The sequence below is a fragment of the Pseudomonas sp. TE3644 genome, from assembly GCF_056278815.1.
The window spans coordinates 1,010,665-1,024,270 of sequence record NZ_JBWBQF010000001.1 but is presented as its reverse complement, the minus strand read 5'-3'; the positions used below and the strand labels follow the sequence as shown (position 1 = coordinate 1,024,270).

Genomic DNA, 13,606 nt, shown 5'->3' with positions numbered 1-13,606 from the left:
TTCAACTCAAACCAAAGCTCACCGCTCCAGCAAAATCCGCAGCATGCGACGCAGCGGCTCCGCCGCGCCCCACAGCAGCTGGTCACCCACGGTGAAAGCACCCAGGTACTGCGAACCCATGTTCAGCTTGCGCAAGCGGCCCACCGGCACGTTCAGGGTACCTGTAACGTTGGTCGGGCTCAGCTCCTGCATGCTGATGTCACGATGGTTTGGCACCAGCTTGACCCACGGGTTGTGCTGGCTGATCAAACCTTCGATGTCGGCCAGCGGCACGTCCTTGTTCAGCTTGATGGTCAGCGCCTGGCTGTGGCAACGCATGGCGCCGATGCGCACGCAGATGCCGTCGACCGGGATCGGGCTTTTGAAGCGGCCCAGGATCTTGTTGGTCTCGGCCTGGGCCTTCCACTCTTCGCGGCTCTGGCCGTTGGGCAGTTCCTTGTCGATCCACGGGATCAGGCTGCCCGCCAGCGGCACACCGAAGTTCTCGGTAGGGTAGGCTTCGCTGCGCATGGCCTCGGCCACTTTGCGGTCGATGTCCAGGATGGCGCTGGCCGGGTTGGCCAGGTCATCGGCCACGGTGGCGTGGGTGGTGCCCATCTGCTTGATCAGCTCGCGCATGTTCTGCGCACCGGCGCCCGAGGCCGCCTGGTAGGTCATGGCACTCATCCATTCCACCAGGCCGGCTTCGAACAGGCCGCCCAGGCCCATCAGCATCAGGCTGACGGTGCAGTTGCCGCCGATGTAGTTCTTGGTACCGGCGTCCAGCTGCTGGTCGATGACCTTGCGGTTGACCGGGTCCAGGACGATGACCGCGTCATCCTGCATGCGCAGGCTGGAAGCGGCGTCGATCCAGTAACCCTGCCAGCCGGCTTCACGCAGCTTGGGAAAAACCTCGCTGGTGTAGTCGCCACCCTGGCAGGTCAGAATGACGTCGAGGGTTTTCAACTCTTCAATGCTGTAAGCGTCCTTGAGCGGGGCAATATCCTTGCCTACCGCCGGGCCCTGGCCGCCGACATTGGAAGTGGTGAAAAACACCGGCTCGATAAGATCGAAGTCCTGCTCTTCCAGCATCCGCTGCATGAGCACGGAACCGACCATACCGCGCCAACCGATCAGACCTACACGTTTCATCGCAACTACACCTTTGACAAAAAAGTGGGCCGCTACTGCTGTAGCGGGCCCAAGAGATTACAGATTCCGCAGCGCCGCGACTACTGCATCACCCATTTCCTGCGTACCAACCTTCGCACAACCGTCCGACCAGATGTCGCCGGTGCGCAGGCCCTGGTCCAATACCAGGCTTACGGCCTTCTCGATGCCATCGGCCGCAGCCTGCTGGTTGAAGCTGTAACGCAGCATCATCGACACCGACAGAATGGTCGCCAGCGGGTTGGCGATGCCCTTGCCCGCGATGTCCGGCGCCGAACCGTGGCACGGCTCGTACATGCCCTTGTTGTTGGCATCCAGCGAGGCCGACGGCAGCATGCCGATGGAACCGGTGAGCATGGAAGCTTCGTCCGACAGGATGTCACCGAACATGTTGTCGGTCACCATCACGTCGAATTGCTTGGGCGCGCGCACCAGTTGCATGGCGGCGTTGTCCACGTACATGTGGCTCAGCTCGACGTCCGGGTAGTCCTTGGCCACTTCCTCGACCACTTCACGCCACAGTTGGCTGGAAGCCAGCACGTTGGCCTTGTCCACCGAGCACAGCTTCTTGCCACGCACGCGGGCCATGTCGAAACCGACGCGGGCGATGCGGCGGATTTCGCTTTCGCTGTACGGCAGGGTGTCGTACGCCTGACGCTCGCCGTTTTCCAGCTCGCGGTTGCCACGCGGGGCGCCGAAGTAGATGCCGCCGGTCAGCTCACGAACGATGAGGATGTCCAGGCCCGCGACGATTTCTGGCTTGAGGCTGGAAGCGTCGGCCAGTTGCGGGTAGAGGATGGCCGGACGCAGGTTGCCGAACAGGCCCAGTTGCGCGCGGATTTTCAGCAGGCCGCGCTCAGGGCGGATGTCACGCTCGATCTTGTCCCATTTCGGGCCACCCACGGCGCCCAGCAGCACGGCATCGGCCTTGCGCGCCAGTTCCAGCGTCTCGTCGGCCAGGGGCACGCCGTGCTTGTCGATGGCGGCGCCACCGATCACGTCGTGCTGCAGTTCGAAGCCCAGATTGAACTTGTCGTTGGCCAGGTTCAGCACTTTGACCGCTTCGGTCATGATTTCTGGGCCAATACCGTCGCCTGGGAGAATCAGAATCTGCTTGCTCATGCTTTCCTCGATCTTTTGTTCAATTCGGAATTGCGGTGCGGCCTTCGCGGACACGGTCCGCTCCTACCCGTTCGGTGTAGGAGCGGACCGTGTCCGCGAAGCTTTTAGGCGTCGCGGAACAACCAAGGCTGGCTGGCCCGGTGCTTGCCCTCGAACGCCGCGATGGCATCGCCATCCTGCAGGGTCAGGCCGATGTCGTCCAGGCCGTTGAGCAGGCAGTGCTTGCGGAATTCGTCGATCTCGAAGCTCAGCACCTTGCCGTCGGCACGGGTGACGGTCTGGGCTTGCAAATCGATGGTCAGCTGGTAGCCAGGGTTGGCTTCAACCTGTTGGAACAGCTCGTCGACTTCAGCGTCGTCGAGGATGATCGGCAGCAGGCCGTTCTTGAAGCTGTTGTTGAAGAAAATGTCGGCGTAGCTCGGCGCGATGATGGTGCGGAAGCCGTATTCTTCCAGCGCCCATGGCGCGTGCTCACGGCTGGAGCCGCAACCGAAATTTTCGCGGGCCAACAGCACGCTGGCGCCTTGGTAACGCTCGTGGTTGAGCACGAAGTCCTTGTTCAGCGGGCGCTTGGAGTTGTCCTGGTAAGGCTGGCCCACGTCCAGGTAACGCCACTCGTCGAACAGGTTGGGGCCAAAGCCGGTGCGCTTGATCGACTTCAAAAATTGCTTGGGGATGATCTGGTCGGTGTCGACGTTGGCACGGTCCAAAGGCGCGACGAGGCCAGTGTGCTGGGTAAAGGCTTTCATGCTGCGCTCCCTTGAATCAATTCACGGACATCGATGAAACGACCGGTCACCGCGGCAGCGGCGGCCATGGCCGGGCTGACCAAGTGGGTACGGCCACCGGCGCCCTGACGGCCTTCGAAATTGCGGTTGGAGGTGGAGGCGCAATGCTCGCCGGACTCCAGGCGGTCGGGGTTCATGGCCAGGCACATGGAGCAGCCCGGTTCACGCCACTCGAAGCCCGCTTCGAGGAAAATCTTGTCCAGGCCTTCTTTCTCGGCCTGTTCCTTGACCAGGCCCGAGCCCGGCACGACGATGGCTTGCTTAACCGTGGCGGCCACCTTGCGGCCCTTGGCGATCTCGGCGGCGGCGCGCAGGTCTTCGATGCGCGAGTTGGTGCACGAGCCGATGAACACGCGGTCCAGCTGGATATCGGTGATCGCCTGGTTGGCGCTCAGGCCCATGTACTTCAGGGCGCGTTCGATGGAGCCACGCTTGACCGGGTCGGCTTCTTTGGCCGGGTCCGGCACGTTCTGGTCAACGGCCAGGACCATTTCCGGCGAGGTGCCCCAGCTGACTTGCGGCTTGATCTGCGCAGCGTCCAATTCAACCACGGTGTCGAACACGGCGTCGGCGTCGGACACCAGGTGCTTCCAGGCTTCGACCGCCTTGGTCCAGTTCTCGCCCTTTGGCGCGAATGGACGGCCTTCGACGTAGGCGACGGTCTTGTCATCCGCCGCCACCAGGCCCACGCGGGCACCGGCTTCGATGGACATGTTGCAGATGGTCATACGGCCTTCGATGGACAGGTCGCGAATGGCGCTGCCAGCGAATTCCATGGCATGGCCGTTACCGCCGGCGGTGCCGATCTTGCCGATCACGGCCAGCACGATGTCCTTGGCGGTGACGCCGAAGGGCAATTGGCCTTCCACGCGCACCAGCATGTTCTTCATTTTCTTGGCCACCAGGCACTGGGTAGCGAGCACGTGCTCCACTTCCGAGGTGCCGATACCGTGGGCCAAGGCGCCGAAAGCGCCGTGGGTGGAGGTGTGCGAGTCACCGCAGACCACGGTCATGCCCGGCAAGGTTGCGCCCTGCTCCGGGCTGATCACGTGCACGATGCCCTGGCGCACGTCGTTCATCTTGAACTCGGTGATGCCGTATTCATCGCAGTTGTCGTCCAGGGTCTGCACCTGCAGCCGCGACACCTGGTCGACGATGGCCTCGATGCCGCCCTTGCGCTCGGGCGTGGTCGGCACGTTGTGGTCCGGGGTGGCGATGTTGGCGTCGATGCGCCACGGCTTGCGATTGGCCAGGCGCAGACCTTCGAAAGCCTGGGGCGAGGTCACTTCATGGATGATGTGACGATCAATGTAGATCAGCGCCGAACCGTCGTCGCGCTGTTTGACCAAATGCGAGTCCCAGAGCTTGTCGTAGAGCGTTTTGCCGGCCATCAGACTTTCCTCATCAGTATCTTTTCTGTGCCAATAACCGCTTGGCTTGTAGGGCGAATGCTAAGGGGTTACATTGGATTACTCAAATTCATAATTTTCATGCTTTGGATAACCAATAGGAATCCGACTGGATGGACCTGGCCAACCTCAACGCCTTCCTCGCCATCGCCGAATGCGGCAGCTTTTCCGGGGCCGGCGAACGCCTGCACTTGACCCAACCGGCCATCAGCAAACGCATCGCGGGCCTGGAGCAACAACTCAATGTACGCCTGTTCGACCGCCTTGGGCGCGAAGTCAGCCTGACGGAAGCCGGCCGCGCCCTGCTGCCGCGCGCCTACCAGATTCTCAACGTGCTGGACGACACCCGCCGGGCGCTGACCAACCTGACCGGCGAGGTCAGTGGCCGGCTCACGCTTGCCACCAGCCACCACATCGGCCTGCACCGCCTGCCGCCGGTACTGCGCGCCTTTACCAAGCGCTACCCGGATGTGGCCCTGGACATTCAGTTCCTGGATTCGGAAGTGGCCTACGAGGAAATCCTCCACGGCCGCGCGGAACTGGCCGTCATTACCCTGGCCCCGGAGCCCCATACACTGGTGCGCGCCGTGCCGGTGTGGACCGACCCGCTGGACTTCGTGGTGGCCCCCGAACACCCGCTGGCGCTGAACGGCGCGGTGAGCCTGGCGGATATCGCCTATCATCCGGCGGTGTTCCCGGGCGGCAATACCTTTACGCACCACATTGTGCAGCGCCTGTTCGAGGCCCGGGGGCTGACCGCCAACATCGCCATGAGCACCAACTACCTGGAAACCATCAAGATGATGGTGTCCATCGGCCTGGCCTGGAGCGTGCTGCCGCGCACCATGCTGGACGAGCAGGTGCGCAGTATTGCGTTGCCGGGCATACAGCTCAGTCGCCAGCTAGGCTACATCGTGCACACCGAAAGAACGCTGTCCAACGCTGCGCGGGCCTTCATGGCCCTGCTGGATGCCGAACCCGACACGCTTGCGGGGTAGCACAAGCGCGCAGACGGTCTACCTTAAGGAAGCCATCCGCCAAAGGTCTGGTGCCCATGTCAAAGTCAGCTTCACGCTTTCCGCGATTGCCGCGCATTCATGCGGCCGATCCCCAGGAATCCGAGCAGAGCTGGGAGAGTGCCCCGCAATTGCTGGCCGCGCTCAACGGCGCGCACCTGGGGGCCTGGTTCTGGGACATCGAAACCGGGCAGATCAGCTGGTCGCGGGGCACCCAGGCGCTGTTCGGCTTCGACCCGCAAGTGCCGCTGCCCAATGACATGGACTACCTGGACCTGCTGCCCAAGGAAGACCGCAACCGCACCACCCAGGCGGTGCAGGCCATTCTGCGCGGCGAGCCGCTGGAGCAGGCCCTGCGCCACCGCATCCGCTGGCCCGACGGCAGCCTGCACTGGCTGGAGATCAACGGCAGCCTGATCGCCAACAAGGACGGCCGCCCCCAGATGATCGGCGTGATCCGCGAGATCACCCGCCAGCGCGAGCGCGAAACCGCGCTGATCAACTCCGAAAAGCGCTTCGCCACCCTCTTCCACCTCAGCCCCAACGTGGTGCTGCTGACCCGTCGGGCCGATGGCCTGATCCACGAGGTCAATCATCATTTCGAAAAGACCCTGGGCTGGGCCGCGCACCAGATCATCAACAAGACCACCGTGGAGCTGGGCCTGTGGGCCGAGCCGGAACAGCGCCACAAGATGCTCGAAGCCACCCGCCACACCGGCGAGCCGGTGAACATGGAGGTGCGCTTCTGCGCCAGCTCCGGGCAGATCCACGACGGCATCCTGTGCACCCAGAACATCGAGCTGGAAGGCGACAGCTACCTGCTCAGCACCTTTATCGACACCACCGAGAACAAACGCGCCGAACAAGCCCTCAAGGACAGCCAGGAGCGCCTGGACTTGGCGTTGGACTCGGCGCAGCTGGGCACTTGGGACTGGCACATCCCCAGCGGCATGCTCTACGGCTCGGCGCGCGCCGCGCAGTTGCACGGCCTGGAGCCGGTGCCCTTTCACGAGTCGTTCGAAGCCTTTTTCGAAGGCGTGCCGGACGATGAGCGCAACACCATGCGCCAGGCCTACCGCAGCCTGCGCGAGGGCCCGGCAGGCAATTACCAGATTACCTACCGCATCGCCCTGGAAAATGGCGGCTCGCGCTACATTGAGAGCCGCGCGCGGCTGTATCGCGACGACAACGGCCAGCCGCTGCGCATGGCCGGCACGCTGCTGGACATCACCGAGCAGGTGGAGCGCGAGCAGCGCCTGGTCAGCTCCGAGGAAAAGTTCGCCAGCTTGTTCCAGGCCAGTACCGACCCCATTTGCGTGACCTTGCAAGCCAGCGGGCATTTCATCGAGATCAACCCCAGCTTTACCCAGACCTTTGGCTGGAGCGCCGACGAGGTCAAGGGCGGCAACGCCGACGAGCTGGGCTTCTGGCTGGACCGTGCCGATCGCCTACAGCGCATCGAAGAAGTGATCCGCGAACGCGCCCTCAACAACGTCGCCGTACAGGTGATGCACAAGGACGGGCAGATTCTCACCTGCCTGATCTCCAGCCGCCTGATCACCGTGGACAACCAGCCCTGCGTGGTCACCACCCTGCGCGACATCACCCAGCAACAACGCGCCGAAGCGGCGCTCAAGAGCAGCGAGGAGAAGTTCGCCAAGGCCTTTCACTCCAGCCCCGACGCCATCACCATCACCGAACGCGCCAATGGCCGCTACGTGGAGGTCAACGATGGTTTTTGCCGCCTGACCGGCTACAAGGCCGACGAGGTGCTGGGGCGCAGCGTAGAGGACGTGGGCTTCTGGGCCGATCCGCGCGAGCAGGCGCTGCTGATGGCCGAGCTGGACGAGCACGGCCACGTGCACCATCGCGAACTGATCGGGCGCAACAAGCGCGGCGAAACCCTGACACTGGAAGTGTCCATCGAGCCCATCACCCTCAACGAATCCCCGTGCCTGTTGCTCAACGCCCGCGACGTCAGCCAGCTCAAGAACGCCCAGGCGCAGATTCGTCACCTGGCCTACCACGATCCGCTGACCAACCTGCCCAACCGTGCCCTGCTGATGGACCGCCTGAGCCAGCAGATCGCCCTGCTCAAGCGTCACAACCTGCGCGGCGCCCTGCTATTCCTCGACCTTGACCACTTCAAGCATATCAACGACTCACTGGGCCACCCGGTGGGCGACACGGTGCTGAAGATCATCACCGCGCGCCTGGAGGCCAGCGTGCGCCTGGAAGACACCGTGGCGCGCCTGGGTGGCGACGAATTCGTGGTGCTGCTGACCGGCCTTGAGGGCACCCGCGGCCAGGTCACCGCCAAGGTCCGCGAACTGGCCGACACCCTGCGCGAACTGCTGGCCGAGCCCATGTCGCTGGACGGCCAGCGCCTGCAGGTGACGCCCAGCATCGGCGTGGCGCTGATCCCCGACCACGGCACCACCCCGGCCGACCTGCTCAAGCGCGCCGATATCGCCCTGTACCGGGCCAAGGACTCGGGGCGCAATACCACCCAGCTGTACCACAACAGCATGCAGAAGGCCGCCAGCGAACGCCTGCAAATGGAGAACGACTTGCGCATGGCCGTGGCCCGGGGCGAGCTTAGCCTGCACTTCCAGCCCCAGGTGGACGCCCGCGAAGACCGCATCGTCGGCGCCGAGGTGCTGCTGCGCTGGCACCACCCGCTGCTGGGCCAGCAGTCGCCGGCGCAGTTCATTCAGGTACTGGAAGAAAGCGGCCTGATTCTGGAAGTAGGCAGCTGGATCCTCGACGAAGCCTGCAATGCCTGTGCTCAGTTACTGAAGGACGGGCTGATCGACGTCAACGATTTCGCCCTGTGCGTGAACATCAGCCCCCGGCAGTTTCGCCAGAACGACTTCGTGGAACGGGTGGCGCGCAGCCTCAGCCAGCACAACCTGCCGTGCACATTGCTGAAGCTGGAGATCACCGAAGGCATCGTCATCCAGAACCTGGAAGACACCATCAGCAAGATGCGCAGCCTCAAGAAGCTGGGGGTCAGCTTTGCCATGGATGATTTTGGCACCGGGTATTCGTCGCTGACGTACCTCAAGCGCCTGCCGGTGGATGCCTTGAAGATCGACCAGTCCTTTGTGCGCGACGCGCCGCAGGACCCCAACGATGCCGAGATTGTGCGGGCGATCGTGGCCATGGCGCGCAGCCTGGAGCTGACGGTGATTGCCGAGGGCGTGGAGCTGTCGGAGCAGCTGGAGTTTCTTGAGCGGCTGGGGTGCCATTTGTACCAGGGGTATTTGCACAGCCGGCCGTTGCCGTTGGCGGAGTTCAGGCAGATGCTGGTTGAGGATTTGCACTAATACCGCGTCGCCTGGTTCCCGAGCTTCGCCCGGTCCCACATTGGAATGCATTCCCCATGTGGGACCGGGCGAAGCTCGGGAACCAGGCGACGCGAACAAAAAAGGGCGCCACCCGGGCGCCCTTTTCATTGCATCGTGATTATTGCAGCGCTGGCTGCGCCACCCCATTGATCGGGATACGCTTGGCCTTGGCCTCTTCCGGCACCACGCGCAGCAGGTCAATGTTGAGCAGCCCATTGGCCAGCCCCGCCGCTTTCACTTCGATGTGATCAGCCAGGCGGAACGACAGCTTGAACGCCCGCTGGGCAATGCCCTGGTGCAGATAGGTCACGGTTTCGCCGTTGCCTTCGCGCTTGCCGCCGCTGACGGTCAGCACGCCTTTCTCCACTTGCAGCTCCAGGTCCGATTCCTGGAAGCCTGCCGCGGCAACGACGATGCGGTATTGGTCATCGCCATGTTTTTCGACGTTGTAGGGCGGGTAGCTGCTACCCGATTCATTGCGCAACGCCGACTCGAACAGATCGTTGAAACGATCGAAACCCACGGAATGGCGGAACAGTGGGGCGAGGGAAAATGCAGCAGTCATGGTCAATCTCCTGAGATTCAGCAAGGTTTGGTACGCGACCCGACTTCGGCATCGCGTACTAAACAGATATGGATTGCCAACAGGATTTCAAGAAAGCCCCTGAAAATTTTTTCTGCCTGACTGGCAATTTCCTTTGAACGTGAGGGCCAGCGCAGCCTGACGGCAGCGGCTACGGAGCCTGTAGCCGCTGCCGCCAGGCTGCGCTGGCCCTCACCTATCAGGCTGCTTCCAAGGCCTGCACACCCAGCAACTGCCCTACCCGCTCGCAATCGGTCTCCCGCCGCACCAGGGCAAACAGCTCCACCGCCTCCGGGAAGGTGCGCGTCAGCATTGCCAGCCACTGCTTCAAGCGCCCCGGCGCCTGGCGCGGGGTGAGGTCGATCACCGCCTGGCGCCAGAATTCCTGCAGCAGCGGCATCAGCTCGGCCCAGGTCATGGGCGCCAACTCGATGCCGGCCTGGGCTGCGGCGATCTGCCGGGCCAGGTCGGGGCGCGACACCAGGCCACGGCCCAGCATGATGTCCGGCACGCCGCTGACCTCGCGACAGCGGCGCCAGTCATCAACTGTCCACACTTCGCCGTTGGCATACACCGGCACTTTGACCACATCCCGCACCTTGGCCACCCACTCCCAGTGCGCCGGCGGCTTGTAGCCGTCGACCTTGGTGCGCGCATGCACCACCAGCACCTCGGCGCCGCCCTCGGCCAAGGCCTCGGCACACACCAGGGCGCCGTCGGGGCTTTCGAAGCCCAGGCGCATCTTGGCCGTGACCGGGATATGCGCCGGCACGGCACGGCGCACTTCGCAGAGGATGTTGTTGAGCAGCTCCGGCTCCTTGAGCAATACCGCGCCGCCACGGGACTTGTTGACCGTCTTGGCCGGGCAGCCGAAGTTCAGGTCGATCACCGGTGCGCCGAGGCTGACCGCCAGCGCGGCGTTGTCCGCCAGGCAGATGGGGTCGGAGCCCAGCAGTTGCACGCGCATCTGCGTGCCGGCCGGCGTCACGCAGCCGCTGGCCAGCTCCGGCGCCATCTTGTGGAACACGGCGGGCGGCAACAGCATGTCGTTGACACGAATGAACTCGGTGACACACCAGTCGATACCGCCGACACGGGTCAGCACGTCACGCAGGATGTTGTCGACCAGGCCTTCCATGGGGGCCAGGGCAATGTGCATGGGGAATCTCGGGGGAGGATGAAAAAGTGGCGGGCATTGTACACCGGATCCCCCCTGCCACGCCTGTAGCCGCTGCCGCAGGCTGCGCTGGCCGGTGACAACCCTGCAAATCTTCAGTGGGGCCCAGGGCCAGCGCAGCCTGGCGGCAGCGGCTACGCTCAGGTGGTCATCAAGGCAGGACCATAACCATCAATGAATTCGGGCGGCATGCGCTTGGGCTTGCCGCTGGCCAGGTCAATGCAGCAGAACGTGGTGTGGGCGCGCAACAGCGTCACTCCGTCCCGGGGACGAATCAGCTGGAAGCGCCGGGTCATCTTCAGGCGCTGGTCGGAGTCGACGATCCAGGTGGCCATCTGCAGCTCGTCGTTTTCGTAGGCGGCCGCCAGATAATCGATTTCATGACGCACCACCGCCATGGCCCGATTCAGGCGCCGATACTCGGTCAAATCCAGCCCCAGGCGCTGCGAGTGCCGCCAAGCGCAGCGCTCCAGCCACGTCACGTACACGGCGTTGTTGGCATGCCCCAATCCATCGATATCGTCGGCACCGACACTCAGGTCGATGACAAACGGCGTAGCCAGATCCCAGTTCATACGCGCTCTCGCTCCTGCTCCAAAGGCAGGCGCCAGTCTAGCGCACCCTTACGCCGATTGCCGCGCCTGGCTGGGACTGAGCAGGCCTAGCACGCCATCAAGCAGCTGAGGATCAGCCAGCACACGCTGGTGACCGCCTTCAGGCAACACCAGCAAGCGGCTACCGAACCAGGCCTGATGGATGGCGTGGGCCTCGGCCACCGGCACCAACGGGTCGTTGTCGGCGTGCACGATCAAGCCCGGCATCTCCAGTTGATAGCGGCTGACGTCGAGCTGCGCGGCGGCAATGCCCACCGTGCGCTCCACCTGACGGATGAACGCCGAACGGGCGCGCGCCGGCAGGCCGACATGGGCGGCGAAATTGCGCAGCATGCCGAGGATGCGGGCGGGCGCCGAGACACTGACCAGCACCTCGGCCTTCAGCCCCCACTGACTGGCCAGCAAGGCGGCCGCACCGCCCATGGAGTGGCCGATCACCGCGCGCAGGGGCGGCAGCTCGGCCGCGGCCTCCAGCAGCGCGTGGGCAAACAGCACCACGTGGGCCTGGCTGCCTCGCGAACGACCATGCCCCGGCCCTTCCAGTGCAACCACGCTGTAGCCCGCCTGCACCAGGGCCTCGATCAACGCGGCAAATTGCGTGGGCCGTCCTTCCCAGCCGTGCATCAGCAACACCGTGGGGCCTTGGCCCCAGCGCAGCACCGACAGGCCGAAACGCAGAGTGACCCGCTCGGCCCGCGCCAACAACGGTAACTCCCAGTGCCTGGGCGGCAGCGTGTGCGGCTGCATGAAGGCCAGGCGCATGCGCGCGGCGATCTGTTGCGGGGCCAGGTGCCCCAGGGTCTGGTTGACGCCGCGAATCCAGGTGAGCGTGGTCATGAGGCAACTCCCGGGGGTTAGCGCACCGCCGCCTTGGCGGCGCGCAGGATACGGTCGGACAGCTCGGTCTGGCCCAGGGCACGCCCCAGGGCCAGGCCACCAATCATCAAGGCCAAATCGGCCAGCGCTTTGTCGGTGTCTTCGGGGCTGTCGGCCAGCTGCCCCACCAGCAACTGCACATGCTCGGTCAGCACATCGCGAAACGCCTCGGGCAGGCGCCCCATTTCGCCCAATGCGGTGGGCAGCGGGCAGGCGCGGTCTTCGGCATCGCGATGGTTGCGGGACAGGTAATAGCGGGCCATCAGGGCGCGGCGCTCGTCGGCCGGCAGATTGGGATCGACCTGTTCAAGCAAGGCGCGACGCTGGCCCAGCAACTGGCTGAAGGCTTCCAGCATCAGCGCGTCCTTGCTGTCGAAATGGGCGTAGAACCCGCCGACCGTCATGCCGGCCGCGCCCATCACTTCACTGACGCTGGGGTCGGCCACGCCCCGCAGGATCATGGCCTTGCGGGCGGCCTCGAGAATCTTTTCGCGGCTCTGGGCTTTCTTGTCGAGCATGGAGCACCTCCGAATATTATGGAGGTAATATTATACCTGTAATATTTTTACGCAAGACGCCGGGCCTGCCACTGGTCGGCAAGCCAAAAACGGAAGGGGGTCAAATCGCAGACAAACAAAAGGCCCATTCAACCAGTGAATGAGCCTTAAAAATCCCGCAGAGCGGGCAAATCGTGGCGTCCCCTAGGGGACTCGAACCCCTGTTACCGCCGTGAAAGGGCGGTGTCCTAGGCCACTAGACGAAGGGGACGCAAAACCTTCGAGCAAGTCTGTTTTCACAGACCCTGGCAATTTGGTGGAGCTAAACGGGATCGAACCGTTGACCTCTTGCATGCCATGCAAGCGCTCTCCCAGCTGAGCTATAGCCCCAAATTTATCGTCTTGCGACGCGACAGCCCGTTACACGTGCCGTCACTTAAAAACAAAAGGCTCATCCAAAAGGCGAATGAGCCTCAAAATTCCCGCAGAGCGGGCAAATCGTGGCGTCCCCTAGGGGACTCGAACCCCTGTTACCGCCGTGAAAGGGCGGTGTCCTAGGCCACTAGACGAAGGGGACGCAAAACCTTCGAGCAAGTCCGTTTTCACGAACCCTGGCAAATTGGTGGAGCTAAACGGGATCGAACCGTTGACCTCTTGCATGCCATGCAAGCGCTCTCCCAGCTGAGCTATAGCCCCAAATTTATCGTCTTGCGACGCAGCGACCTATACAGCATCGCTAATTTAAAATGGCGTCCCCTAGGGGACTCGAACCCCTGTTACCGCCGTGAAAGGGCGGTGTCCTAGGCCACTAGACGAAGGGGACAAAACCTTCTTACCAAGATCAGTCTGGATCTGATCTGACTGAAGTCAAACGGCGACTTCAGCCTGGAAATTTGGTGGAGCTAAACGGGATCGAACCGTTGACCTCTTGCATGCCATGCAAGCGCTCTCCCAGCTGAGCTATAGCCCCACAATCTTCAGCGCTTCGCATTTCTGCGTGTTGCTGTGTGGACGGGGCGCATATT

The 13,606-nt window shown here is 63.3% G+C and carries 11 protein-coding genes and 6 tRNA genes; 2 read left to right on the top strand and 15 right to left on the bottom strand.

Annotated elements, in window-relative coordinates; all coding sequences use genetic code 11:
* Positions 1-18: 18 nt before the first annotated feature.
* From asd to leuC, 4 genes are all read right to left on the bottom strand, one after another.
* Positions 19-1,131, bottom strand: coding sequence for an aspartate-semialdehyde dehydrogenase (asd, locus tag ACZ9GA_RS04685; protein ID WP_027981630.1), 1,113 nt, complete (start codon positions 1,129-1,131; stop codon positions 19-21).
* A gap of 57 nt (positions 1,132-1,188) precedes the next feature.
* Complete coding sequence (gene leuB / locus ACZ9GA_RS04680) at positions 1,189-2,271, bottom strand: 3-isopropylmalate dehydrogenase (protein ID WP_457356842.1); 1,083 nt, start codon at positions 2,269-2,271, stop codon at positions 1,189-1,191.
* 104 nt (positions 2,272-2,375) lie between these two features.
* A complete protein-coding gene (gene leuD, locus ACZ9GA_RS04675) occupies positions 2,376-3,020 on the bottom strand; it encodes a 3-isopropylmalate dehydratase small subunit (RefSeq protein ID WP_457356843.1) in 645 nt (214 codons plus the stop codon).
* Positions 3,017-4,450 (bottom strand): 3-isopropylmalate dehydratase large subunit, encoded by a 1,434-nt coding sequence (leuC, locus tag ACZ9GA_RS04670; protein ID WP_457356844.1) that lies wholly within the window; start codon positions 4,448-4,450, stop codon positions 3,017-3,019. The genes leuD and leuC overlap by 4 nt, the downstream gene beginning before the upstream one ends.
* 131 nt (positions 4,451-4,581) lie before the next feature.
* On the opposite strand from leuC, the gene ACZ9GA_RS04665 reads away from it, so the two are divergent.
* Complete coding sequence (locus tag ACZ9GA_RS04665; RefSeq protein WP_457356845.1) at positions 4,582-5,466, top strand: LysR family transcriptional regulator; 885 nt, start codon at positions 4,582-4,584, stop codon at positions 5,464-5,466.
* 56 nt (positions 5,467-5,522) lie between these two features.
* Positions 5,523-8,813, top strand: coding sequence for a sensor domain-containing protein (locus tag ACZ9GA_RS04660; RefSeq protein WP_457356846.1), 3,291 nt, complete (start codon positions 5,523-5,525; stop codon positions 8,811-8,813).
* 139 nt (positions 8,814-8,952) lie between these two features.
* Here the strand turns inward: ACZ9GA_RS04660 and ACZ9GA_RS04655 are convergent, their stop codons facing one another.
* From ACZ9GA_RS04655 to ACZ9GA_RS04605, 11 genes are all read right to left on the bottom strand, one after another.
* Positions 8,953-9,399, bottom strand: a complete 447-nt coding sequence (locus tag ACZ9GA_RS04655) for an Hsp20 family protein (protein ID WP_027981636.1) — start codon at positions 9,397-9,399, stop codon at positions 8,953-8,955.
* Positions 9,400-9,616: 217 nt separating this feature from the next.
* Positions 9,617-10,576, bottom strand: a complete 960-nt coding sequence (locus ACZ9GA_RS04650; protein WP_457356847.1) for a tRNA dihydrouridine synthase — start codon at positions 10,574-10,576, stop codon at positions 9,617-9,619.
* Positions 10,577-10,734: 158 nt separating this feature from the next.
* Positions 10,735-11,169 carry an acyl-CoA thioesterase gene (locus ACZ9GA_RS04645; protein ID WP_457356848.1) on the bottom strand — a complete coding sequence of 145 codons (435 nt, stop codon included), beginning with the start codon at positions 11,167-11,169 and terminating at the stop codon, positions 10,735-10,737.
* A gap of 48 nt (positions 11,170-11,217) precedes the next feature.
* A complete protein-coding gene (locus ACZ9GA_RS04640) occupies positions 11,218-12,045 on the bottom strand; it encodes an alpha/beta fold hydrolase (protein WP_457356849.1) in 828 nt (275 codons plus the stop codon).
* 17 nt (positions 12,046-12,062) lie between these two features.
* Positions 12,063-12,602 carry a TetR/AcrR family transcriptional regulator gene (locus ACZ9GA_RS04635; protein ID WP_457356850.1) on the bottom strand — a complete coding sequence of 180 codons (540 nt, stop codon included), beginning with the start codon at positions 12,600-12,602 and terminating at the stop codon, positions 12,063-12,065.
* A 174-nt stretch (positions 12,603-12,776) separates the two neighbouring features.
* A tRNA-Glu gene (locus ACZ9GA_RS04630) sits at positions 12,777-12,852 on the bottom strand.
* A gap of 43 nt (positions 12,853-12,895) precedes the next feature.
* Positions 12,896-12,971, bottom strand: a tRNA-Ala gene (locus ACZ9GA_RS04625).
* A gap of 111 nt (positions 12,972-13,082) precedes the next feature.
* Positions 13,083-13,158 (bottom strand) — tRNA-Glu (locus tag ACZ9GA_RS04620).
* A gap of 43 nt (positions 13,159-13,201) precedes the next feature.
* Positions 13,202-13,277, bottom strand: a tRNA-Ala gene (locus ACZ9GA_RS04615).
* Between the two features lie 51 nt (positions 13,278-13,328).
* Positions 13,329-13,404 (bottom strand) — tRNA-Glu (locus ACZ9GA_RS04610).
* Positions 13,405-13,475: 71 nt separating this feature from the next.
* Positions 13,476-13,551 (bottom strand) — tRNA-Ala (locus tag ACZ9GA_RS04605).
* Positions 13,552-13,606: the final 55 nt, after the last annotated feature.